General features: G+C 51.6%; 22 protein-coding genes and 1 tRNA gene. 5 read left to right on the top strand and 18 right to left on the bottom strand.

Annotation, left to right across the window (positions count from 1 at the left end):
• Positions 1–36 precede the first annotated feature (36 nt).
• The 3 genes from EQV96_RS03415 to EQV96_RS03405 all read left to right on the top strand — a co-directional run bounded on the left by EQV96_RS03415 (position 37) and on the right by EQV96_RS03405 (position 2,398).
• Positions 37–600, top strand: coding sequence for an XRE family transcriptional regulator (locus EQV96_RS03415; protein WP_095021036.1), 564 nt, complete (start codon positions 37–39; stop codon positions 598–600).
• A gap of 194 nt (positions 601–794) precedes the next feature.
• Positions 795–868, top strand: a tRNA-Cys gene (locus tag EQV96_RS03410).
• A 798-nt stretch (positions 869–1,666) separates the two neighbouring features.
• A complete protein-coding gene (locus EQV96_RS03405) occupies positions 1,667–2,398 on the top strand; it encodes a hypothetical protein (protein WP_240881345.1) in 732 nt (243 codons plus the stop codon).
• Positions 2,399–2,528: 130 nt separating this feature from the next.
• Here the strand turns inward: EQV96_RS03405 and EQV96_RS03400 are convergent, their stop codons facing one another.
• Positions 2,529–2,774 (bottom strand): integrase, encoded by a 246-nt coding sequence (locus EQV96_RS03400; protein ID WP_346769600.1) that lies wholly within the window; start codon positions 2,772–2,774, stop codon positions 2,529–2,531.
• A gap of 166 nt (positions 2,775–2,940) precedes the next feature.
• Here EQV96_RS03400 and EQV96_RS03395 point away from each other — a divergent pair, with 166 nt between their 5' ends.
• Together EQV96_RS03395 and EQV96_RS03390 are read left to right on the top strand one after the other, a co-directional pair.
• Positions 2,941–3,495, top strand: coding sequence for a nucleotidyltransferase family protein (locus EQV96_RS03395; RefSeq protein WP_095025677.1), 555 nt, complete (start codon positions 2,941–2,943; stop codon positions 3,493–3,495).
• 72 nt (positions 3,496–3,567) lie between these two features.
• A complete protein-coding gene (locus tag EQV96_RS03390; RefSeq protein WP_240881343.1) occupies positions 3,568–4,068 on the top strand; it encodes an AAA family ATPase in 501 nt (166 codons plus the stop codon).
• A gap of 39 nt (positions 4,069–4,107) precedes the next feature.
• On the opposite strand, the gene EQV96_RS03385 is transcribed toward EQV96_RS03390, so the two are convergent.
• From EQV96_RS03385 to EQV96_RS03305, 17 genes are all read right to left on the bottom strand, one after another.
• Positions 4,108–4,896 carry a nucleotidyltransferase domain-containing protein gene (locus EQV96_RS03385; RefSeq protein ID WP_240881341.1) on the bottom strand — a complete coding sequence of 263 codons (789 nt, stop codon included), beginning with the start codon at positions 4,894–4,896 and terminating at the stop codon, positions 4,108–4,110.
• Between the two features lie 790 nt (positions 4,897–5,686).
• Entirely contained in the window at positions 5,687–6,388 is a 702-nt protein-coding gene (locus EQV96_RS03380; protein ID WP_240881339.1) for a hypothetical protein, read from the bottom strand.
• Complete coding sequence (locus tag EQV96_RS03375) at positions 6,388–7,998, bottom strand: DarT ssDNA thymidine ADP-ribosyltransferase family protein (protein WP_240881337.1); 1,611 nt, start codon at positions 7,996–7,998, stop codon at positions 6,388–6,390. Before EQV96_RS03375 ends, EQV96_RS03380 begins: the two co-directional genes overlap by 1 nt.
• 101 nt (positions 7,999–8,099) lie before the next feature.
• Positions 8,100–8,690, bottom strand: coding sequence for a hypothetical protein (locus EQV96_RS03370; protein WP_240881335.1), 591 nt, complete (start codon positions 8,688–8,690; stop codon positions 8,100–8,102).
• A 348-nt stretch (positions 8,691–9,038) separates the two neighbouring features.
• The gene (locus EQV96_RS03365) at positions 9,039–10,355 is read right to left on the bottom strand and encodes an undecaprenyl-phosphate glucose phosphotransferase (RefSeq protein WP_240881333.1); all 1,317 of its coding nucleotides are present in this window, start codon (positions 10,353–10,355) and stop codon (positions 9,039–9,041) included.
• Positions 10,356–10,708: 353 nt separating this feature from the next.
• On the bottom strand, positions 10,709–11,350 hold the full coding sequence (locus EQV96_RS03360) for a winged helix-turn-helix domain-containing protein (protein WP_240881325.1): 642 nt from the start codon (positions 11,348–11,350) through the stop codon (positions 10,709–10,711).
• 86 nt (positions 11,351–11,436) lie between these two features.
• Complete coding sequence (locus tag EQV96_RS03355) at positions 11,437–12,141, bottom strand: helix-turn-helix domain-containing protein (protein ID WP_095000578.1); 705 nt, start codon at positions 12,139–12,141, stop codon at positions 11,437–11,439.
• Between the two features lie 202 nt (positions 12,142–12,343).
• Positions 12,344–12,718, bottom strand: a complete 375-nt coding sequence (locus tag EQV96_RS03350) for a VanZ family protein (protein ID WP_240881324.1) — start codon at positions 12,716–12,718, stop codon at positions 12,344–12,346.
• Positions 12,715–14,796 carry a YjbH domain-containing protein gene (locus tag EQV96_RS03345; protein WP_240881322.1) on the bottom strand — a complete coding sequence of 694 codons (2,082 nt, stop codon included), beginning with the start codon at positions 14,794–14,796 and terminating at the stop codon, positions 12,715–12,717. The genes EQV96_RS03350 and EQV96_RS03345 overlap by 4 nt, the downstream gene beginning before the upstream one ends.
• Positions 14,793–15,560, bottom strand: coding sequence for a capsule biosynthesis GfcC family protein (locus EQV96_RS03340; protein WP_240881320.1), 768 nt, complete (start codon positions 15,558–15,560; stop codon positions 14,793–14,795). The genes EQV96_RS03345 and EQV96_RS03340 overlap by 4 nt, the downstream gene beginning before the upstream one ends.
• Complete coding sequence (locus EQV96_RS03335) at positions 15,557–16,216, bottom strand: YjbF family lipoprotein (RefSeq protein ID WP_276616741.1); 660 nt, start codon at positions 16,214–16,216, stop codon at positions 15,557–15,559. The genes EQV96_RS03340 and EQV96_RS03335 overlap by 4 nt, the downstream gene beginning before the upstream one ends.
• A 13-nt stretch (positions 16,217–16,229) precedes the next feature.
• The gene (locus EQV96_RS03330; protein ID WP_346769607.1) at positions 16,230–17,342 is read right to left on the bottom strand and encodes a polysaccharide biosynthesis/export family protein; all 1,113 of its coding nucleotides are present in this window, start codon (positions 17,340–17,342) and stop codon (positions 16,230–16,232) included.
• 86 nt (positions 17,343–17,428) lie between these two features.
• The gene (locus EQV96_RS03325; protein WP_095039230.1) at positions 17,429–17,737 is read right to left on the bottom strand and encodes a hypothetical protein; all 309 of its coding nucleotides are present in this window, start codon (positions 17,735–17,737) and stop codon (positions 17,429–17,431) included.
• A 329-nt stretch (positions 17,738–18,066) separates the two neighbouring features.
• Positions 18,067–19,086: an NAD(P)-dependent oxidoreductase gene (locus EQV96_RS03320; RefSeq protein ID WP_240881316.1), complete on the bottom strand. Its 1,020-nt coding sequence runs from the start codon at positions 19,084–19,086 to the stop codon at positions 18,067–18,069.
• Positions 19,087–19,167: 81 nt separating this feature from the next.
• Complete coding sequence (locus tag EQV96_RS03315; protein WP_240881314.1) at positions 19,168–20,577, bottom strand: mannose-1-phosphate guanylyltransferase/mannose-6-phosphate isomerase; 1,410 nt, start codon at positions 20,575–20,577, stop codon at positions 19,168–19,170.
• A 73-nt stretch (positions 20,578–20,650) separates the two neighbouring features.
• Positions 20,651–21,751, bottom strand: coding sequence for a glycosyltransferase (locus EQV96_RS03310; RefSeq protein WP_240881312.1), 1,101 nt, complete (start codon positions 21,749–21,751; stop codon positions 20,651–20,653).
• Between the two features lie 17 nt (positions 21,752–21,768).
• Complete coding sequence (locus EQV96_RS03305; RefSeq protein WP_240881311.1) at positions 21,769–23,070, bottom strand: oligosaccharide repeat unit polymerase; 1,302 nt, start codon at positions 23,068–23,070, stop codon at positions 21,769–21,771.
• Between the last annotated feature and the right edge of the window lie 53 nt (positions 23,071–23,123).

Genomic DNA, 23,123 nt, shown 5'->3' with positions numbered 1-23,123 from the left:
CAGTATACTGCGCAGCCCCACAAGGTGAGCAATATAGTGCCCAAAGAAAATTCACAACGCGCATCCGTTCTCCAGCACGTCAGCCAGAACGTACGACGTCTCAGGCTGCTTGCGCACCTGAGCCAGAGCGCATTGTCAGAACAGTCCGGGGTAAGCCGGCGAATGCTGGTGGCGATCGAGGCAGGCGAAAAGAACGTCAGCCTGAGCACCCTTGACCGTGTGGCGGAGGCGTTGAACGTAGCCTTTAGCGACCTGATCCAGGCCCCGGGTTCCGCGGACCCGAGCCGCATCAACGAAGTGGCCTGGACGGGCACGCGGGTGGGCAGCAAGGCAGTTCTACTGTCCAAGGCCACCGCCACACGGGAAGTAGAACTGTGGGAGTGGACACTGGAGCCGGGTGAGGAATACCACTCCCAGGCGGATGCCGAGGGCTGGAGCGAACAGCTCTACGTATTTGAGGGTTGCCTGACCCTCGTGATGGACGACCGGACGCTGCATATAGCGGCGGGCGAGTTCCATATGTACGCCAGTAACCGCCCCCATGCCTACCGCAACGAAGGCGACGGACTACTTCGCTTTGTACGCAACGTCGTGATTTGAAAACGGGGGGCTGAAAAATAACTAAAAATTATTAGAATTCAGGGGGTTGCCAGCTTCCAGCTTCTAGTACATAATGCGCGCCATCAGCCCGGGGGCAACAACCTGAAGTGCTGAAGAATCAAATGCTTGTAGCGATATAGTCGCAGTAACACACTCTTGTTTTTGATGTTTCCAAGGAATCATCAAGCACAATTGGCCGAATAGCAAAATGGTTATGCAGCGGATTGCAAATCCGCCCACGCCGGTTCGATTCCGGCTTCGGCCTCCACATTCGAAAGCCCCGTAGATTAACGTCTACGGGGTTTTTTTATGCCTGCGGAAAAGGGGGGATGTGTTCCGCATATTTGGTAGGTGTTCCGCATGGAGGTATCTAAGGCGGGAAGTCAAATGGGGGGGGGTGGTATTTCTGGCGGCGAAAACTGAATTTCTCTTTTTTTTTGCGAGCGCTAAATTACTACTCAGTGATTTTTTTGAAAGCTCATAGTCAGGATATTTTCTGGACATGGAGGCATTTGGCCATCTAAAATATGACGGTTCAGGTGTGCTAGGTATATTGTATTTAGAAAATTCTCTGAAGATTATTTTGATGTTTGATGCGGGAGATCACAGTTGGTCTGATTACTGTTGAATTCCTTAAGAAATAGTTAACGCTGGGCGATAATAATTATGACACCCGCAACTTATGCGGCGATACTGCCATTGTTGTTGATACTTGCTTCATTCATGCTTAAATTGTTGGTTGGTAAGTCTATAAAAGAGATAGAGCTACTAAAGTGTGTCGTAGAACTCCCTGTAGACATATCAGTTTTTTGTGTTTCGACAATCATTAGTTTGATTATAACGATAAAGACAGGAGAGGTTGTTGCGTCTACACTTGCTTTCTTGTTTGGTGCTTTCATATTGAAAGTTTTTTCTATTTCGTTGTGGCGGTACTGTCTCTCAGCATTGGATGGGAAGCCAGAAGGTGCTAAAGGGGTCGCTAAGATATATTGCACAACAGTGTTTAATCTGACGCTGACTAGCTTTATGGGATATTATTCTGTGATGTTGTTGCTGGGAGAGACTCATGCACCTTGAGTATATGTCTGATGCATTTTATTTTGCAGGTATTGTAGCTTTCGTGCTTTCTTTTCCGCTTGTATATTTGCTGGTTAAAGTTAAGCAATCTAAGACAAAGTATAATCATGCTCTTGGGAAGGTAGAGCTGGGGGCTGTGAGGTCCTCTCTAGAGGGGAGTATTTATAAAATAAATGAAAAGTTCCAGAAGGATCATGCAGGTTGGCAAGAGTTAAATCATTTAGTCGTTGATGGTGGAGATGCTGATATTAAGCACTCTGGAGCTGCTGAAAATAATCACGGTGTAGATCAATTCAGATTTATTAAAAATCTCGGTATAGACTTTCAAGCTATTCAAGAAAAAGATGATAAGGTATTTCTGATAACCCCATTCCATGATGCTTACAAGGATGAGCATTTGGCTATTAAAGAAGCCTGCGGGATGCTAGGGTTGGTTTGCGTGAGAGGGGATGAAGTTTTTAAAGAGGGGAATATTCTTAAGCATATTGTAGAGCAAATATTATCTGCAAGATATGTGATAGCCAACCTGAATGGACGAAATCCGAACGTTTATTATGAAGTAGGTATTGCTCAGTGCCTTGGAAAGGCTGTTGTATTGGTGTCATCAGGCTTCGAAGAAATCCCCTTTGATTTGCAGAGTCAGCGTATATTGACTTTTGTTGATTTGAAAGAGCTCAAGGCAAAATTATATGTAAAGCTTTTTCAACTTAATAGAGACTAGTTTCAGGGTTCGCTCTGCGAGGCTTCTGATATATTTTTGTCACCAATCACTTAATTTTGAAGCTGGTATTTTTAATGCTGGCTTCCACTTTGTATGATCGTGTTTTCTTGTGAGGGTGATTTGTTGGTTTTTATTGGGTGGGTCGTACAACCTCCCCAACCAGCCGATATACTTTGCGAGTCATTTCTTCTTTGGAATGCCCCAACAGTCGGCTGGCATGTTTTAACCCAATCTCACTGGCGGCTTTAGGCCGAATATCCCTGAATTGAAACTGTCGAATACTTGCTGCCAGTTCATGATTGTCATCAGCAACGGCTTGTTTAGCCGCTTTTAAACGAGCCTCAACCCAGCGGTTGCGCAACATTTGTGAACTCATGCATAACCCTCCGGAATTTGTGATTAGTCGGGAGTTCCGAATTCCGCTCAGCATCCGGCGCTCCATCGGGTTGTCTATAAATATACTCAGCTTGGTTGGACTGCCCCCTACACCATAGACATCTACAGCAGGGGCAGCGTGCCGTATTGAAATCTGAGGACTAAAAGTGAAATTGACTCCTGAACGCTTGGTCACGATAGCGATGACCAATCCGATTAACGCGCAGATTGCAGAGCGGTTGCCTTCGCTTGGGCTGAGCCAATGCATGCTGACAGCAGGCTGTCTATTTCAGGCCGTCTGGAATCACCACTCGAGTCTGCCACCGGAATCAGGCGTAAAGGACTACGACATTTTTTACTTCGACACGGATCTGTCCTGGGAGGCCGAGAACGACGTTATTCTCCGTACCCAGCAGCTTTTCCAGGATCTGGGCGCAAAGGTTGATATCAAGAATCAGGCTCGTGTCCATCTCTGGTACGGTGAACGCTTTGCTAGGGCTTATCCTCAGCTTGAGTCGGCCAGGGACGGAATTGACCGGTATCTAGTTGCGGGTACCTGCATTGGCCTGGACCCTGGTACGGGTGAGGTGTATACGCCTTATGGGTTGGATGATGTCGCACTGGGGTATCTGCGGCCCAACACCAAAAATATCCAGCCTGACTTGTTCCATCAAAAGACCACAAGCTATCAGTCGCGCTGGCCGTGGCTGCGGATCGTTTAGTCCAGCGGATAGGGCCAGAGCCTGTACACGTTGACTAAAACGATGGTTGATCTATCTCGATAGGGGAAACTGATGCTCATTGTTTTTAGCGGCCTGCCGGGCACCGGAAAAACAACTATTGCTCGCGCATTGGCGGCCAAGTTGGGGGCTGTCTATCTGCGTATCGACAATATTGAGCAGGCAATTCGTAATGCGGGAGTCTTGAGAGATGAAGTCGGTCGCAGCGGTTATTTTGTCGCGAATGAACTGGCGCTAAGCAATCTTGGGCTGGGGCAAACGGTCATAGTGGATTGCGTCAATCCCGTTGCCGAAAGCCGGGAAGCATGGCGCGAGATTGTCAGTAGGGCAGGTGTCCCATTAATGGATATTCAGGTGATTTGCTCGGACCAGGATGAGCACCGTCGTCGTGTGGAAACCAGGCAGGTCGGTGTCCCAGGACTGACTCCCCCAACTTGGCAATCTGTCCTGAGTCATGAATACGAAGTGTGGGACTGCGTGCCTTTTACTGTGGATACTGCAAACATGCCGGCAGATCAGGCAGTGGCGTTAATCAGAGGGAAACTTTCTGGCTGAGCGGTGACACGTGTTGAGGGTGGTTCAGTATTTTGACGCTCATCCCCACGTGTCTTTCAGCACTGAACGAAACAGGTCTGAAAGTAACGGTTCTACTCCTTTGCGGTCTCCACGTTGTGGTTTGATGCTTTCGAGCCGCTGCAGTTCACGCTCAACGAATTGTTGGATCGGTGCAATCTGGGGGGATAGCCCCATTTCTGGTGATGCTCGTTTGAGCATAAGCAAGTCGTCTATGGCCTGCTGGAGCGCTAGCTCCCGGTCGATCACAACGCGCAGTTTTTCAAACTCGATAGGGGCGGGCTTGCCAAATTCTTCAAGCCAGCGGACTGATAACAACGGGCGAAGCACGTAGAAGTACTTTTTTAGTGGTACTTGTGGGCCTTGCAAGTACCCCCTGTAATTGGTCTTGGCCATGCTGCGGTAGTGGTAAATACCGCTCTCGACCGAGTAAACCTCGGGTAATAACGCCTTAGCACGTTCGTGGAATGATCCGGAGCGTTCGTACACGATTGTCGATTGCACCCACTCAACAAACCCGGGGTTGGACTTCCAGAAAAGCCTCAGGGCTTTGCGCAGATCCCAGCCATTGATATCCATCTCGTCAATGATCGGGTACTCAATGACGTCACGTTGCTCTTCAAGGCCAACAGAAAGATACCAGTCAGGTTTATTGACGTAGATGAGCCGTGCGTCGTAGTCGCTATTGGGAGACGCGAACCCCCAGGCCCGGCTTCCTGACTCAACGGCCAAAAGCACTTTTACCTCATGCTCTTCCTCCGCACGGCGAAGGCGCTGTCGGACTTCCTCCCTAACTGCTGCAGAAACCATTACCTGACCCAATTAAGTGATATTTGACTTAGACGCTACTGCGCAGAAATCAGACTGTCTAGGGGGGGGCGTTCCAGGCTGGTTAGTTACTTCGTTAATGTATGTTTCATATTGAGAATCGAAAAAAAGTACTACATGGACGCTCTAAAACGGTTCCGCATCCAAAATCCGGATGGCTCAAAATTAGTTATTTCAGCCTGTCGATACAAACTCAAGTGTGGTTCCGTAACGATCGTAACTATATGAAAATAAACAATATTTACCGTGGAATGCAAATCCGCCCACGCCGGTTCGATTCCGGCTTCGGCCTCCACATTCGAAAGCCCCGTAGACCTTGGTCTACGGGGTTTTTTTATGGCTGCGATTTGGCGGATCACTTCCGCAATTTTTCGGATCGCTTGCGCAACCTGGGGAATGACCTAAATCATGCGGCTTGTGGTCAGCTCGATGAAATCAGCGTGGTAATTGTTGGGGATGCAAGTTGTTGAAGGCTAGGTGTTAAGCGGGAGGTAGAGCGCTCGTACCTCACTTTTTCGAGCGTCACACCACCTCTGACAAAATTGCGTCTGCTTGCCATTTCTTCGACCCGCCGGCCTTGGGGCAAAAGCGTGTCACCCTGACATAACGGACTAAAACCCGAAGGGTTGGTCGGCAATCTTTGAGCGCTGGCTGCGGATTATGGGCATTCGTCCATACCGAGCTGCAGCAGCCGGTTTTGCCAGAGTTGCTCTCTGTCCCGCCATGGCTTGTCGATCTCAATGGCGCAGGCCAAGCCTGTGCCTGGGCACACTCAGAACAGCCGCCCCTGCGACAGGTCGTCCTGGCGCGCGCTGATCACAGGCCTGGATCCTAAATAGCGGAGAAAAGCTGCTGGCGACTCGGTGGCCTGTTCGAGGTGGTTTCTCTGCTGCAGGGAAACGAAAAGTGCAACCGAGTAAGCCTGGCAATTGATGGATTTTTGCGGGCTGAACTCAATGTCGGTGAACGCAGAATATTCGGATAGCTGATCCGCCAGGTCCGCCCGGTGTTTCAGCGCGCTGATATACAGCCAGTCATAAAATGCTGTTTGCGGTTCCAGAGGCCATTGCACGTTGGCGAAATCAAAGCCTGTCAGCCTGCCAGAAACACGCAGCCGTTCATCTCGCTTTGCCTCGCGGGAGGACATTGCATAGATATCGGTGAAAGGCCCACCCTGAACGAATACCTTGCTGCCCTGGAAAGCGCATTCGACACTCAACGAGTGACCGAGCACCGAGTGAGCAAAGCACAGATTGAAAGCACTGAGGGCGGCGCCCAGAGGTTCTGTGGATTTAGTGGACACCTCCAGCACCTTATTTACACCAGGTATTGCATGGGCTGCCTGATGCAGTGCGGTGACGGATTTCTGCTTCTGGGACAGGCTCAGACCTGCAAACCATCGAAAGGCCAGGGTCTGTGTACGCACCAGCGCTTGCCCATCAAGGTCAGGGATAAAAACGGGTCTGCTGGCCATCAATAAGTCCATCCGGTTTTGCGCGCATAAGTTCTTGCGCCGAGAAAGCCGTGGCTCTCAGTGTGCAAGTGCGCAGGCTTGCCCGCAATGCAGTCTTTATACGTTTGCAGGTTGTGCGGGTCACTGAAAACCACACCGTTGATAAGCTCGGGTAGTAACGTGTCGAAGATTAAAACCTCGGCTTGTACATCCGTAGGGTCGAAGGGCAGCAATCTGCTGTCCTCTCGAGAGGGCAGGGTACTCAGCGGCATAAAAAGGCTGTCGAAGGCCGCCAGGGTTTTAAGGTCGCCGAGGGGGCGTTGGCGAATTCGGTGATCTGCTGCGTTGTGATTGCAGAATGCTGTATCCAGTGACCATAAGGCGCAGCGATCAATCACAAGAACGGCCCAGCCTTGCTCGGGGCTTTTCCAGCGGTAACTGGCGAACATTTTGTCATTGGGATGGCCGATAGACAGGCAAATGGCATGGGGCTGACCTTCAAGGCGCAGATGATCGTTAAACCTGAAGTCGATCTGTTTGTCATTAAGGGTAGTGATGGAGCACAGGCCATGCTGCATGATCGAAGGCAGGTTTTCGACGCGAGTGAAATGAACCAGATAGGGGAGTTCCAGCACCCGCGCGCGAGTCTGGAGCGCTTGTTTTAGCAGGAACCCTGGCAAAAAGCCGATTGATTCACGGCCTTGTAACACGGGTGTCGGGCGATCCGCCGTTGATGTCTGGACCTTGCCCAATATGGCTCCAAACATAAGGCGCGCAAGGGGTTTGTGGGTGAATTCAGCCTGGCGGGAAATGCACGCCCAGGTCTCGTGGCCGCCCACCTTGCTCAGCTCATCAGCCATGGCAATGCGAAGAGAGAGATCAGCCCAGACTTGCTGAGCAATATCGCTGAAAAACCTGTCGCGTTCCCCTTGCAGCTGGCGTTTTTTGGCCTCTATGGCAATCGCCAGCGGGGTATCACCCTCCCTGGCGCTGGAAAAATCGATGTGCCTCCACTCGGGCAGTGGCGCGGCTACAGCGGCGTTGGCACTGGAGTCGAGCGCTTTGGTGTATATGGCCTGCGCTTGCAGATAATGCGCCCAGGCTTTCTCGCCATGCTCCTGGCGCCAGGCAGCCAGCTTTAAAGCCGCGCGCGCGTGCTCCAGCGCTTTTTCGGTGCAAAGCTTCTCGGTAAACAAGACGGCTGCGAGCGAGGCGGTTGCCTTTTGAACCTCAAGGCTCAAACAGACCGAGTCGTTGAAGGATGAGAGTGCATTGTTTAGGGTGTCGAGCGAGCGAAGAAAGCCGCCGTCCGTGGGTGGACTCTCAAGAGGCGTTGAGGCTACAGGCACCAAAAGCAGCGGCGGGGTCGGCGTAGGGCCGGATACTGCAGGCCTCTTTTCGGCATGCGTTGTTGCAGGTGCCTCTGCGGCGTGGTTTGTTTTGCGCTTCAGAAACCAATAACAGCCTGCCCACAGGGTAAACAGTTGGAGCAGAATCACGCCGGGCAGAAACCCGTTCGAAAGGCTGAATATGGACCATGCACAACAGACAATAACCAATGACTTTTTACCCAGGCGGCGCGCGAGATAAAGAGTAAAAATAATCAAGATCTGAAAATAAAGAATGGCCATCCATTGCACCTGACAACTGGGTAAGGGCTGCCCTCGGCACCCGGGGTAGCAGGAAGGGGCCGCCGTATGGCAAAACAGCGAGCGTTAAAAAGTGCCAGGGGTTAATCGACAAGCTCTTCTGCAGCTTTTGCCGGGACCTGCGGGGCGGCGTCGGGTACTGGAACAGTTACCTGGGTATAAGGCGTTAAATCCCCCGATGGCCAGCGCTGGAGCCGGTGCATCTTTACCCGAACCCATAGCCAATAGCTGAAGCTCAGGAACGCAACCCCGGCCCCTATCTGCAGGCTGAGTGTTTCCAGCAAGGGCACACCCTTTTGCGCATTGGCGCCATACCAGGACAGTACAGGCACCGCCAGCAAGGCCCAGGTGGCGAACCAGGCCAGCACGCCGGCAAGCAAGGTTCTGACAATCATTTTGTAAGGGCTGCTGAATGCGCGATTGCGCAGCACGTTGTGCTCTTGGCCGGCAGGCCGTACAGCGGCGATAACCAGCGCTTTATTGAACCCGGGGGCGTAAAACCAGAGCCGGCTTTTACCACTGCGGTCAGCGCCCATCAGGTGGTGATAAAGGTCATGGGTCATGGCCAGGCGCTTGGCCGTACGACCATTAATACGGGCAGAAAACTCATCGCGGTGAAAGTCTATTTGTTTAAGATCGGTTATTACGCAGTCCGTGTAAAAGAACTTCGGCACACAAAACATCCTGTTTGGGTGGGGCTTGCTTGTCGGGGTGATATCATATAGCCATGTATGTTTTCTGTCGAGACGATGAGGCTGTTTTGTTGTGTGTTTAGAGTGGGTTAATTAGAGGGTATATTGACGCCAATTTAATGGCTGGCAACTAAAGATGGATAAGAGTATTGAAGTTGCTATTGCGGAGGGGGTGTTGAGTGCGAATTTTAAGGAAGAGTCACGGAGGGAGTAAGGGGCGGGAGGTACGGGGGGAGTGAAGCTATTAAGTGGGTGGGAGCGAGCCTGCTCGCGAAGTTTTAAATAACATCGCGAGCAGGCTCGCTCCCACAGAGGTAGGGCGCTTTACTGTCAGTAAATATCTTTAGAGATCAAGGTAAGCGGGGTTTTGATCATGATTTTGATATCGAGCCACAACGACCAGTTGTTGATATAGTCGAGGTCGATCTCAACCCGCTTCTGCATCTTTTCAATGGTATCGGTTTCGCCTCGGCAGCCACTGATTTGCGCCAGGCCGGTAATGCCGGGCTTGATACGGTGACGGGCCATATAAGCGTGGATCTTGCCGGTGTAATAGTCGTTATGGGCAACGGCGTGAGGGCGAGGCCCCACTAATGCCATATCACCATGTAACACATTGAACAGTTGAGGCAGTTCGTCGAGCGAGGTACGGCGGATAAAGCGGCCAACGGCTGTTACGCGTGAATCGTTGCGGCTGGCTTGCTTGACGTGTTTGTCATCATGAACTTGCATGGAGCGAAATTTCCACACCTTGATTACCTTGCCATTCCAGCCATGCCGATGCTGTTTAAACAGGATCGGGCCAGGGGAGGATAACTTCACGGCAATGGCAATCCCTGCAAGCACCGGGCTTAGGCAGATAATGGCCGCCAGTGACAGCGAGCGCTCCATCAATGCCTTGCTCAAGGCTGCAGTTGGATAGCTGGTAAGCGGGCTTTCATTCAAATGGATAGCAGGGCGGCCGCCAATTTCACTGACCGAATGGTTAAGCAACATCATGCTGTCCAGGTCAGGTACCCAGACAACGTCGACATTCAAATCAAGCAGGTCGATATACAGTGCTTCAATACGCTGAGCTTCTTGCAGGGACAGCGAAATATAAAGCCGGCGGATGTTATGTTCGGTAATCAGTGAGCGTAACTGGGTCAGTTCACCCACGATAAGTGGGGAATTGGTCGCGTCTTCAAAGGGGGAAGCGCTGACCACTCCGACTAATGGAAAGTGGTTTTGTTCAATAAAACTGTCAGCCAGTTTCAGGGCCACACCATCAGAACCAATAATAAGGCTGTTGTAATGATGGTTATTGCGCTGGTGATAAAACCTGGACAGCCGATGCAGGATCAAATACGGCGGCACTTGAATCAGAAAGCCCAAGGCGGCCCAACTGAGCAGGGTTTCCCGGGAAAATAGTGCGCCGGATTTTGTTACGAAGCCGATGGTGCACAGGCACGCCAGGGTCAGCATCCATCCAAGAAACAGGCGCACACAGCCGTTAAAAAGGGAGTGCCTTTTGTAGTAAACATGGGTGGCAGAATAGGCGGGCACTGATACCAGCAAGGTCAGAACGGCGAGGATGCGATAATGGAAATCGACGCTGCCAAATTTGGTATAGACCAGTGCTACCAACAAGGCGATGACAAAGGCCATGGCGACAGACCACTGGCCCCAAAAAGTCAGCCCTCTGGCCACGGTTTTACGATCTAGACGTGTATGAATCAAGGTAGCAGCCTTGTGATAATGACTTGACTATAGGGGAGTAACTGACGGGAATAAATCACAGCACTCTTCCATGTGCAGGCGTTGAGTGGCGCTATATCTGAAAAGGTATCGGCCACACGAAACGTTGATAATAAAGGTTCTCAGTAACAAGGGTTCGACGTTTTATAACAAGGCATTGAGCGGATGTTATTTTTAATAGAGCGATAAAATACGACTTGCAGTGATGTCGATATAATAGCTAATTGCCTGTATCGGTCGGTTGCGTGATTGCTTTATGCCAGTTATTCGGCCATTTGCACATCTTGTACCAGGCAATAACCGCGGTTGCGTACCGAGCGAAACAGTCGCTCGCCAAATACACCTTTAAACTTGCTCTGGAGTCGGCTGAGGCACATTTCCAGGCCACTGTAGCTGGATGCATCTTTATTGATGCCGATAATAAGTTCCTGTTTGCTGCAAACACGCTCATCTCTTTGGGCCAGAGTCTTGATCAGCAGCGACTCTATGGCAGTAAGCTGAATACAGGTGTTGTTATTGCACAGGCGATGTGTTGTTGAGCAAAACAACCAGGTATCAGGACTGTTGGAATAGCGTGCGCTAGGCGCAAGGGCTGGAGAGGTCAGGGGAGTTTTCAAAGTAGGAATAACAGTCAGGCCCAGAGAGCAGGGGTGGATGTTCAGCAAGTGAGGCTTTATTGCCGTTATCAAGCTGGCTGCGTTGGATACATGATTGTTAGCAGGCACCATGCCACGCTGTGCATTTACCCAGCTATCCAATTGCAGCGTACGCCACTGCGAACTACTGCGTTCGCCGGTCTGTTGGCTAGCAGGGCTTTGTTTAAGGGCTGCGCTGGATAAGCTATATGCAATCCAGTTGTTATTGGCCGAGGGTATGTAAGCTGAGTATCTGAGTGTTACCTTCATGCTTCAACGTCTCCATTCGTCGGTGTCAGGCGGGTGCCAGTTGGCGAACTACAGCGCGCTGCAGCGCAGTTCATGAAGTAATTGTTTTATTCCTGAATAGTGCCCCGGCGCAGTCGATAGCCGAATGCGCGAACACTAAAGATCAATTCCAGGTGGTAGTATTTTTTTATCTTGGTTCTCAAGCGGCTAATGGTTTTTTCCAATGCTCGCGGGTCATAAAATACAATGTTGGGGTCCAGGGTTTTAGCAATGCTGTCCTGACTCAGTGCATGCTGCGGCGCCTGTAACAGTGCGTCGATAATGATCATTTCAGTGTATGAAATATCAATTTTTTGACTGGCGCTGCATAATAAAAGCCGAGTGCGGTCAAGGGTCAGGTGGGTAGTTGTGGCCCAGTGTGACTCCGCTAAAGTGCGTGACAGTAATGCCTGCTTTTCCAGTGGATCAATCGGCAACTTAATACAGTGATCCGCGCCAGCTAGATAATAATGGGTGCTGTTGAACGATTTGTTATGGGTTACCAATATATAAATACAGGCGGCCTCATTGATTGTACGGATATGCTTAAGCAACTCCAGGCTGTCATTAACAGCTTCAGGAGCATTCACCTCAATAAAAGCGGCTTCTGTGGTACTAAAATCGCAAGCCATATTCCCCAACGTGTCGCAGGCGTCGAGATGTCTCACTTCAGCAGTGACAAGCTGATTTATATCATCGACCAGCGCTTGGCTATAGACAAAATTAAGCGCTTTGGGGGCCTGAATATCGGTAGTGCATCCTGCAGCAAGCATATCACCTAACCCAAGTACTTAGAGGCTGTGGGATTTTGCCATACAAGACAATATCGAATCAGACATTTTATAACATTTGCTGCATTTAGTGTTATTCCTGCTGGCAATTTTCAAGTTTGTGCATATCGAAGGTCGATTTATCGAGATAAATCGCGTTGTTGGCAGTATAAATTATTGGCGATAGCATGAATTCACATATTATTCAATGCGAGTTTACGGGGCGCGAGAAGCGCCAAGCCACAAGCAGGCCCAGTGCCACCCCGGCAGTATTGGCAAGTGCGTCGTAAAATGACGCCGTGCGCAATGGAATAAGGGCCTGGGCATATTCAATCAACACCCCGGCCAGTACGCAGCCGATGGCGATCCAGTGCAGCTTGACAGGCAAAAACGCAAGGCGGCAACTGAATGCCAGGGCGAAAAAACCAATAAAGTGATGCAGCTTGTCTTCCTGGGCAAAAAGCTCCGGAATCGGCTGGCTGCGCAAGCCTGTAAACAGCAGGCCTGCGCACACGGCCAGAAACAGCAGTGCGCGCAGCCAGAAGGGCAGTTCAACTATGCGTTGAATCAGCGGCTTCATTCGGTGATCTTCTCGAAGTTTTCATAGAAGGCATCACGGTTGCGGCCATCGGTCATGGTATGCAACGAGTACTGGCGATGCAGCATGGCGCCACCGTCCCGCGTCAGCGGTGCCCAGGCGATATTGGCGCGGCTCATGGTCGACACACTCATCATTTCGTCGAACGGAATCGAGATATAAATACCTTTGTCGAAACTACCTTCGCCGTATTCCTCACTGGATGCCGTGGTGCGGGTTACCCAGCCACCGAATTTCACGCCATTGGTGAATTCGCGGGAGATATCGATGGTGGTACCCCAGTCTCGGGCTAGATAACGGCCGACGCTGACTGCGGCGTCCAGATCGAACGGCAGCTTGGTGTAAGTGGTGACATGACCGGTTACTGTCCTGTAATCACGCAGGCCAAAGCCCTGGTCAAACTCCCGTTGGCGTACATAGTTCAGATCGGCACCGATCGACCAGCGCTCGCCCATTGGGCGATACAAGAGTTCGCCGCCGACACCGGCATACATCGATTCCAGATAACCGCCGTAGACCATGCCATACAGATCCTGGTCCAGTCGCTTTGCCTTGTTAAGTTGTAAGGCTGGCATGGTGACATCGGAGGTTGTGACATATTGGCGCAAGTCGGTACGCACACGCGGCATGTTGCTTGGCGCGTCATAAGTGAACTTGTCATAGTTGTTCAACAGGTTGACGCTGACGCCGCCACTTGCCCATGTATTAGGCGTGAAGCGATATTGCCCTTCAGCATAGGCGCTGATCTGGTAGAGCAGGAAGCCGTCCGGTCCACCCAGATTTTGCTGGTAACCCAGGCCAAATCCATAGGTGAACGGGTCAGGCTTTTGCTGATACAGGGTTTTATCATAGTGGGCCGTGGCACGGTTGACCTCGGTGGTGCGGTGCAGGTTGACCAGATCCTGCTCGTTATTGACGACGTCGCGAAAGGTTGAGCGCGGAACGCTGACTTCTTCCACTGGCATGTCATAACGCTTGTTCACCATGGTGAACCACTGGATCTCATCGTTGGCAGTATTGTCCAGAATCCGGCTGGCCCGGCCCGCGCCTTTGGCGGTGTAGAAGTACTTTGACTGCTCGCCATACACCATCAGTTCGGAATCACGTTGGGCGATGCGCTCGACTTTATAGCCTGCGTTTTTCTCCAGTTTTTGCGATACCGCAGCCCAGTCGATCTCTTCCAGAGGTGCGACAGGTGCCTGAGTTGGGAGCGGCTGCGCCGGTGGATCAAAGCTCTTGACGGGTGCCTTGCGGCTGACAAAATTGGTATGCAGGGTAATACCGAACAGGGCGGTATCGCCGCGTTCCCAGCCTGCAGTCAGGTCGATATTTTCGTTAAGTTTATAGACTGCGCCGATATTGATTGGGGACTTCTGAGCTTGGTTGTTATTTCTCGGTTCGTGCTTGTAGTCGTTGCCATCGTACTCCAGCTTAAGGCTTAAAGGTGCCCACGGCGTTTGGTAAGCTATACCACCAAACAAGCTTGGTCTGCCCCGGAAATACGAGCTAGTATTTACATCCCCTGTTCCTACGGTCTCGGGACGGGTGTCAAAGCGGTCATCGATATAGCCCAGCGGGTTATCCAGATCGCCCCGATTACCTATGTATCCCCAAGCAATCCCGAGGCTGAAATCCAGGTTCTTGTAGCGTTTGTTGGCCACAAAGTACTCACTGGAGAACAGGCCAGTACCGCCGATATCGCGGAAACCCAAAGCTACTTCAGGCAGCCAGTGGCTTTCTTGCCAAAGTCGGGCTTTTGCGTCTACTGCTTTGTCCTTATAGCTCTGATTACCTGTGGCGTCGGCTGCACCGTATTTGATGTTAGTAATAGCGGTGTAGCGGAATGTCCCTTCGAGCCAGTCAAGGGGCTGCAAAGAGAGGCTATAACGTGAATAAGGCTCTGTACGGTTGGCGTTAAGACTGAGTTCGCCAGCAGGAGCCATGCGTGCAGTCGGTGTTTGCAACAGACCAACGCCACCAAAATCATTCTGTGTATAGCGCGGTTCCGCATGGGCCAGGCTATAAGGTAACAAGGCGACAACAACAAAACGTAACTTCAAGGTGCAACCTCAGCCAGCGGTTGGGTGGCGAGGAACTGCGCCAACTGCTCGTTTAAATCAGGTGTGGGCAAATCGGCATTGTCGTTGCGCACGGGCACCAGAATCTTGCTGCCCGCCACGGCATATACGCCGTCCTCACGGTTCCAGGCAGCAATGGCAACACGCTTGAAAGTGCCATCAGGGTGAATCAACCACAAGAAATCCGCTTCTGCCTCTTTGAGGCGCGGGCAGCCGTCGAGATAGTCACGTACTTCCAGCAGGGGCTGATAGGGCAGGGTGCAGTCATGTTCAACTGCGCCTACCACGGTCACACTATTGGTGCGCGTAGGGTAAGTTACCTTATCGCCATCACTGAGCAGATAGTTGTGGGCAAAGCCGACTTCCAGCGCGACCGGGTCAAGGTTGACCACTTTGCGGCCAGTAACCGGTAATTGGCTGATGTCCTGGTGCAGGCGCGCCGCCACAGCCGCGAGGCTGACGTTGTTATTGAGCAAGGCGCCGCGTTGCAGCATTTTCAGGTCGAATAGCACACCAGCCTTGAGCCGTACCTGCTTTTCAACTTCTGGCTGATGCAGCCATGCGGCTGCCAGCCAGTAGCTTTCAGGGTTGGGCTGGGCCTTGCTGATCACATCCAGCAAGCGCATGCCTGGCTTGAATGTCATGCTGAGCGGCTTGAGCACATCACCGCTGACGGACACGGCGGCTTGACTGATTGCGGCATGACTGAGCAATACGCACAGTGCCAGTTTTTTCAAAGAGATCACTGGGCAGCCTCCCAGTCAGGTCGCAGATGCACAATGCGCAGCTCAAGCCCTGGGGTGACGTACTGCTCGCTTTGCAGTATCACGCCATCTGTGGGCCTGACCCAAAAATGGTTGGTGCCGCTAAAATCAAGGGCCGGAATTTCAAATTTTTCATCGATACGCTGCAGCATATAAGGCTTGTCGAGAATGGTCACGGTTTCCAGGCCTTTACGCACAAAGCGGCTATTAACCGCCAGGCCAACCTGCTCAACCTGATACATATCGATCCAGCGCGTGCTGCGCTCGCCGTCCGCCACCAGATGCAGGCCGCGCTTGAACGGTGACTGCCCGTCGAAACGGGTACCGTCCAGGGCGGGCTGCAGCCCGGTGGTACGAACCACCAGGCCGTTACGCATCAGCAACACTTGCTTGCCCGAGGCGACCCAGTACTGCAAGTCACCCTGCTGACGAAGCTTGGCCATCACCCCTTCACTGGAAGGCGTGGTCACCAGGATTTGCGCATAAGGCACCGCCGCGACGTCCGCCGCGGTCAATTCCAGCTGCACGGGGCCTTGAACGGCGGCCTTGAAGGTATCGAGCGAGCCTTGCATCAGCGGGCTACAGCCACACAGCAACAGGCACGCCACCAGGCATGAGCGGTTACGAAGAGTTTTCAAAACGGCTCAAACCTTATCGGCTGTTGGCTTCACTGAGGTTATTACCGGCGGCGGCGCCTGTGCCCAGAATGGTTGCAGAAGGCAGCAACTGGCTGATCAGACGGTTCCAGCGGGTGACTTGCGCAGGGCCAACGTAAACGATGTCCTGGGGCTTGAGCTCAAAATGGCTGGCAATTGCAAAGGCCGTTGGCGACTCGGCATCCAGCTGGAACACCTGGGCCGGTTCGGTTTCAAGGTTCTCGGCACCACGGATCACATACAGCGCATTGCCGTTGGAGGTGGTTTGATTCAAACCGCCCACCGAGCCGACAACATCCGCCAGGTTCATACGCTTGGTCTTGAACTTGACCGCTTGCGGTACAAGCACTTCACCCATTACATAAATCTTCTTGCGATCGTTGTAAGGCAGATAGAGCTGGTCGCCATCCTTCAGGAACACATTGTGCAGCTGTGCGCCCTGACCATTGAGCGAATCCATGTCCAGCGCGTACTGACGGCCATCACGAGTGAGTACAAGGCCCGACAGGTCAGCATTCAGAGGATCGATCTCGGAGGCGCCAAGTGCTTCCACAACACTCACAGGGGAAGTGGTGATCGGAATCGGGCCGGCTTTAACAACGGCGCCTGCCAAAATTGCCTTTTGGCTGGCAAAGCGCAGAACGCTCAGGTCCACTTGCGGGCTGTCGACGAACTGCGCCAGGCGTTGTGCAATCGTAGAGCGCAGTTCTTCAATGGTTTTACCCGCTGCATCGAGCTTGCCGATATAGGGGTAGAAAATAGTACCGTCCGGCCGCACCAGGCGACCATTCGCATCAATTTGTTGTTGCGGGCCCGAGGGCGCCGTCAACTCGGGATGGTCCCAGACGGTGATATACAACACATCGTTGGCACCGATCCGGTAGGCCTGAGGCTTGAATGCCAGCAATTCTGCCGGCACCGAGCTTGACACGTAGGTCGCCGCGTTTTGCGCAATCAGCTTCGGAGTGATAGGGATCAGCTCGACCCGACTGCTTTCAGGTGAGCCTTCAGTTCCGATCTCACTGGTATCCAGGTACTGACCGGGCGCAAACATACAACCTTGCAGGGCGAGCCCTGCAAGTACCGCGAGCGACAAACTACGAATCATCATTGAGGACACTTGTAAAGGAAACACATCAAAATCAAATGCCTGGAATTATCCAGGTGGTTTAGTCCTTTCGACCTGGCAGGTACTTAGTTGGTACCGGTAGTGCCCGTGGTGCCAGTAGTGCCCGTGGTGCCAGTAGTGCCGCCGTTACCACCGCCACCGCCGCCGCCACCGCCCGAAGCTGCGGCCGCAATGCCGGCTGCTGCGGCAACGCCCACCCCAACGGCGGTGGTAGTGCTTACGCCACCCAGAACGCCGGTTTCAGTTGCCAGGGAACCGGCTTCTGCAGCAGGCGCTTCAACAGCTGCGTCGTCAGCAGATACTGCAACAGGTTCGGCGGCGAAAGCGGTAGAGCTCAGAGCCAAGGCGAGTGCGGAAACGATAAATTTATTCATTTGAAAATCCTTTTGTAAAAGTCTGTATTGGCGATTGTGCCGGAGCGCCTATGTCCAAGGCTATGAACGTCGAACCCTGGATATGCTTGTAGCACCTGGAGGGGCTACACATGTGGCACTCGAGTGATTCTTTACAGGCATTTTAGTGTGCAATAGCGATTCAAGAATACCCGTGTAGAGCGTTTCGGGTGCCTGACGTTTTATAACGTGCCTGCAAATAAAGCATTGGTTTTGACCGCATTAAACATCTCAGCGCCTGTGCTGTATTAAGCAAGTCGCCTGAGTATACCCGACAACGTTTCAGCATTATGGCAGCTAGGCTGAACGGATCATTGCCACTCTTCGGGGCAATCTTTTTTCCAGTCTGCAAACGCAGTCTGCAGGTTGAATCTGTACTCATAGCCGTTGTCGACCAGATAACCTGGGTGGATGTCGTTGGAACGTACCAGTTTACGAATCCGCACCGGGCTGAACGGATGCTTGATACCTAGCGGACGGGCAATGACCTCGATCGCGTATGCGCAACCCAGCATCACCGGGTAGGGGATGGCCGGGACCTTGCGTTGAACACCCGCCACCTTGCATACCGCCTCCACATATTCCTGAATTGAGGGGCCAGGATTCATGGACATATTAAATAGCGTGAAATGCTGACCCTGATCTTTCTGGCGCTGCAATGCCCACTCTATGGCGTTGCACAGCTCCTTCACATAAGTACCGGCCTTGCGGGTATCACGGTTGCCCATATAGAAAAAGTAACGTTTCATGACGGCTTTGATCAGGCGAGATACGTTGCCGCCTTCTCCCGGGCCGAACACGACGCCGGGGCGCACGATCACCAGGTGGCGCTGTGTGCTGTCTGCCGCCAGCCAGATCTGATGAATTTTTTCTGCTACCAGTTTCGAACCACCGTACGCTGTGACAGGCACGGGCAGGGATTGTTCCGTTTTTTGTTGCTCACTGGGGCCATAAGGTGAAATTGAACTGGTGAAAACCATTTCGTTGCAGGCTACCTTTTCTGCCCATGCGCAGACATTCTCGGCCCCCAGCAAGTTGGTTTCGTAGTATTCAAAATCTTCATGCCCCGGTTCACGGTGAATGGCAGCAAAGTTGACCGTAAGCGAGACTTTCTCTTCAGGTTGCCAGGTAATGCTCTGGCGAACATCGCCCTTGACCTCGACGATCCTTGCATCGTCACGAACCAGTTTGGTGCGATAAGGGAACGGCTTGTCAGCGACCTGTTCTCGGTCATACAAATAAACTTTAGTGGCGCGACCGGACGCAAGCAGTTGCTTGGCAAAGAAGACACCGATAAAACCGGAGCCTCCGAAAATGACAGCAGAGCTCATGTAAATCCTTCAAAGGTAATTGAGTTGTTCACTCGGATTCAGCCAGCAGCGGTTCACGCAGAACCGCTGCCGGGTCGTCATTTATGCGCGGCCGTATTTATCTTCAAAACGCACAATATCGTCTTCGCCCAAATAAGAGCCGGACTGCACTTCAATAAGCTCCAGGTTGATAACACCCGGGTTTTCCAGTGCATGGATCTGGCCGATCGGGATATAAGTCGATTCGTTTTCGCAAACCAGATAGGTACGTTCGCCATTGGTAACCTTGGCCGTACCGCTGACCACGATCCAGTGCTCGGCACGGTGATGATGCATCTGTACCGAGAGCTTGGCTCCGGGTTTTACCGTTATGCGCTTGACCTGGTAACGGTGCCCGTTGTCGATCGAATCGTACATCCCCCACGGGCGATACACTTCACGGTGGTTGATATGTTCCTGACGGCTGCCGTGCTTGATCTGCTCAACGATTTTCTTGACGTCCTGAACCTTGTCCTTGTGGGCGACCAGAACGGCGTCCTTTGTCTCTACCACGACCAGATCGTCGACACCGACCAGTGTCACCAGCCGGCTATCGGCGTGAACATATGAGTTTTGCGATGCCTGGCTGAGCACGTCACCCTTGAACACATTGCCGTGTGTATCTTTCGGGCTAACATCCCACAGTGCCGACCAGGAACCGATATCACTCCACCCGGCGTCCAGCGGAACCATTACAGCATCTGCTGTTTTTTCCATCACGGCGTAATCGATGGAATCGTCCGGGCACGCAGCGAATACGTCACTGTCCACGCGAGTGAAATGCATGTCCTGCGTACCCCCCTCAAGGGCTTTGCGGCAGGCTGCAAGAATCTGCGGCTGGAACCGCTCAAGCTCCTGCAGATAGCGGCTGGCCTGGAACATGAACATCCCGCTGTTCCAGAAGAAATTGCCGCTGGCCAGATAGTCACAGGCGGTAGCGAGGTCTGGTTTCTCCACGAAGCGACTGACCGCAAAACCGCCCGTACCGACAGCCGGACCTTTCTCTATATAGCCATAACCGGTTTCAGCACGGTCGGGTACCACGCCGAAGGTCACCAGCTTTCCGTCTTGCGCGAGAGGGAGTGCCGCTTGAATGCTGGCATGGAAAGCCGGAACATCCTGGATCAAATGGTCAGCCGCCAACACCAGCAACACAGGGTCCTGGCCGTCCTTGCAGGCCTGCAGCGCCGCCAGGGCTATGGCAGGTGCGGTATTGCGGCCCACCGGTTCCAGCAGAATGCTGGCGTGTTCCATATCCAGTTGGCGCAACTGCTCTGCGGCAAGGAAACGATGCTGTTCATTGCAGATCAATTGTGGCGTCGCAGCATCCAGCCCACGCAGGCGCAGGATAGTGGCCTGCAGCATCGACATCTCGGCATCGGCCAGTGGCAAAAACTGCTTTGGGTTGAGTTGACGAGATAGCGGCCACAGGCGCGAGCCTGTACCGCCAGCAACGATTACTGGAAGAATCATCTGGAACATCCTGTTATTCAGAAACCAGTAGGCACTGGCCGTATGTTTACAACGAGGGCAGAGGCAACAAGGTTCAGGCTTCTGACAGCGCCTTGTCGACAAAGTTTTTGATCTTTTGCTTGAATACGGATTTGTCGAAACCGGCTGCATGCTCGTGCAAGTGTGATGGTGTAAACACAAACTGCCCCGATTCGACTTGTTGCACAGCAGCTATCAATGCTTCCACGGACTGTTCATGGAAATGCACGCCCGTGTGGCCGTGGATCACCGTTTCCAGTGCTCCGCCCTTGGCGAAGGCAATTACGGGTGCACCAGCCGCCATTGCTTCGACCGGCACAATGCCAAAGTCTTCCACACCCGGGAAAATCAGGCCGCGGCAACGCTCAAGCAAATCCTTGATCACAGGAAATGGTTGGCGGCCCATCAATGTCACGTTATCACCGGCGCAAGCTTTCAAGGCTTCGAACAATTCGCCTTCACCCACCACTATCAGAGGCAGACCCAGCTTGTTAAAGGCATCAACCGCAATGTCAGCCTTTTTATAAGGCACCAGTTGCCCCAGGCACAGATAGAAATCGCCCCGCACTTGCTCATGGGAGAATTCGGTGGTATTGACCGGCGGATAAATCACATCGGCATCGCGGCGATAAAACTTCCTGATCCGTGAAGTAATAAATTTGGAGTTGGCAATAAAGTGATCAACACGGTCTGCTGAAAGGCGGTCCCACATACGCAGATAATGCGCAATAAACGGGAACAGCGCTTTGACAACGCGGCCAGCGGTTGAGCGGTACTCGTGGTACATGTCCCATACATAACGCATGGGCGAGTGGCAATAACAAATATGCACGGCATCGGGGCGAGTGATAACACCTTTGGCCGGGCCTGACTCGCTGCTGAGGATCAGATCGTAGGCGCTGAGGTCCAACTGCTCCAATGCGAGAGGCATCAGAGGGAGATATTTTTGATAGTGTTTTTTTGCTCCGGGAAGTTTTGATATGAAAGTCGTGCTGATCTTTCCTACATGGTTAGCAGGTAATGAATTCTTAACCGTATCCTCATTACATACGTGAAGGTATAAATCTGCATTCGGGTAAATCTCAGTAAGCGCAGAAACCACTGCTTCGCCACCGCGATTGCTGAGCCACCAATAGTGGATTATTGCAACTTTCATTTTTTATTCCAAAGGGTCTAAGAGAGCGTGTTTGTTTGATCGGCTTTTTTTGTAATCCGCTTAGATTTGATTAGGAAGGCAAGAGGTATGGCTGAGATCATTGCGTATTGTCCTCCCCCAGAGGTAAAAAGATTTACGACAAAGACAAATGGCAAAAAGGCACTAAATATTAAATATAAAGGAGCCCAGCTAATTTTTTGCTTATAGATTAATCGATGTAATAGTCCGGTTAGACCTCCAAAGAAAAAGCTCGCAAAGGCCCCTCCTGTTGGACCGAAGTCATAAAGTAAGGGGCCAAAGAATGTAGTGTAAACTCCAGGTCTCAATACACCACTTGCATTCAGTGTTCCGACATCTGGGCCGCCAAAGATAGTGGTAACTATTTTTGCAGGTATATATAAGGTTTGAAGGCCGAAGGTTGTTGCTGAATTTGTATTTGCTGCCAGATAAAAAAACTCATACATTCCGTGCAAAAAATATTGGCTGAAGTTTACTGCTGAAAATAAGAGCCCGGAAACTATACTGCTTTTGTCGTTGGTTAAATAGGTTAGTACAGTATCGCTTGCAGGTGCAAAAATGGCATAGCCTGACGTTTGCATTGATGCAATTGGGTCTAGGCCGAGCTGTATTGTTCTTTGCCAAAAAATTGAGCCACCAAACCAAATAAAAGCAATTGATAAAAATGCCACCAATATAGTTTTTTTAATATTGAACTTAAGTAATCCAGTTGTTATCGCTGAGATAGCGAATATGCTTATGTACATTACCAGGCTGCTTCTTGAGCCTTGAAAAGCCACGTCGAATAATGGGTTGAGAAGAGATGCCAATAGTAAGAAGTAGTGATATCTGTAGCGGAATCCAGTAGCGCGGGCGAGGAAAATAAAGAACGGGAGGAAATAAAGAAATGATGACAATAAAGAACCGATTAGTGCAATGCTACCTGAACCTCCAGCTGAGATCATCTCCCTATTCGCAATAAAATCGGTACTGATTGCTCCGCCGGAACGAATGAAAATACGCTCAAAACAACGAATTAGCAGGCCTATACTGCCTAGCCAAGAAATAGTGTTTATTAGTGAGAGTATGTTTTTTTTGTTTACAGGTATGTGTGTTTTTGATTCGCTTTTGCGTCTGTATCCGGCGCTTAGGCCTAGAGCAAATAACAAATTGTAAAAGAAAAATAGTACGACGGAGTCTGCGTCCCCTTGGAAGTTAAAGTCGATCGGGGATAGAACCCACAGAGCAAGATAGACGGATAGGCCGAGAAAATATATTTTCAACGGGCTAAGTATTCTAAGTGTGGCTTGAGGAGCGTTCATTTTGTCTTTTCGCTTGGGGGTTGCTTGTAGGGTATTTACTTTTTTGAGTGCTT

The organism is Pseudomonas sp. TMW22080 (genome assembly GCF_022496745.1).
GTDB lineage: Bacteria > Pseudomonadota > Gammaproteobacteria > Pseudomonadales > Pseudomonadaceae > Aquipseudomonas > Aquipseudomonas bubulae.
The sequence above is the reverse complement of the archived record's forward strand: the minus strand, read 5'-3'. Positions and strand labels throughout refer to the sequence as shown.

Excerpts from the sequence above, each read along its gene's own strand:
- EQV96_RS03360 (WP_240881325.1), bottom strand. The coding sequence starts at position 11,350 with ATGAAGGTAACACTCAGATACTCAGCTTACATACCCTCGGCCAATAAC.
- EQV96_RS03315 (WP_240881314.1), bottom strand. The coding sequence starts at position 20,577 with ATGATTCTTCCAGTAATCGTTGCTGGCGGTACAGGCTCGCGCCTGTGG.
- EQV96_RS03355 (WP_095000578.1), bottom strand. The coding sequence starts at position 12,141 with ATGCTTGCTGCAGGATGCACTACCGATATTCAGGCCCCCAAAGCGCTT.
- EQV96_RS03400 (WP_346769600.1), bottom strand. The coding sequence starts at position 2,774 with ATGAGTTCACAAATGTTGCGCAACCGCTGGGTTGAGGCTCGTTTAAAA.
- EQV96_RS03380 (WP_240881339.1), bottom strand. The coding sequence starts at position 6,388 with ATGGCCAGCAGACCCGTTTTTATCCCTGACCTTGATGGGCAAGCGCTG.
- EQV96_RS03365 (WP_240881333.1), bottom strand. The coding sequence starts at position 10,355 with ATGGCCTTTGTCATCGCCTTGTTGGTAGCACTGGTCTATACCAAATTT.
- EQV96_RS03325 (WP_095039230.1), bottom strand. The coding sequence starts at position 17,737 with ATGAATAAATTTATCGTTTCCGCACTCGCCTTGGCTCTGAGCTCTACC.
- EQV96_RS03390 (WP_240881343.1), top strand. The coding sequence starts at position 3,568 with ATGCTCATTGTTTTTAGCGGCCTGCCGGGCACCGGAAAAACAACTATT.
- EQV96_RS03375 (WP_240881337.1), bottom strand. The coding sequence starts at position 7,998 with ATGGCCATTCTTTATTTTCAGATCTTGATTATTTTTACTCTTTATCTC.
- EQV96_RS03350 (WP_240881324.1), bottom strand. The coding sequence starts at position 12,718 with ATGAAGCCGCTGATTCAACGCATAGTTGAACTGCCCTTCTGGCTGCGC.
- EQV96_RS03320 (WP_240881316.1), bottom strand. The coding sequence starts at position 19,086 with ATGAGCTCTGCTGTCATTTTCGGAGGCTCCGGTTTTATCGGTGTCTTC.
- EQV96_RS03310 (WP_240881312.1), bottom strand. The coding sequence starts at position 21,751 with ATGAAAGTTGCAATAATCCACTATTGGTGGCTCAGCAATCGCGGTGGC.
- EQV96_RS03385 (WP_240881341.1), bottom strand. The coding sequence starts at position 4,896 with ATGGTTTCTGCAGCAGTTAGGGAGGAAGTCCGACAGCGCCTTCGCCGT.
- EQV96_RS03305 (WP_240881311.1), bottom strand. The coding sequence starts at position 23,070 with ATGAACGCTCCTCAAGCCACACTTAGAATACTTAGCCCGTTGAAAATA.
- EQV96_RS03405 (WP_240881345.1), top strand. The coding sequence starts at position 1,667 with ATGCACCTTGAGTATATGTCTGATGCATTTTATTTTGCAGGTATTGTA.
- EQV96_RS03330 (WP_346769607.1), bottom strand. The coding sequence starts at position 17,342 with ATGATTCGTAGTTTGTCGCTCGCGGTACTTGCAGGGCTCGCCCTGCAA.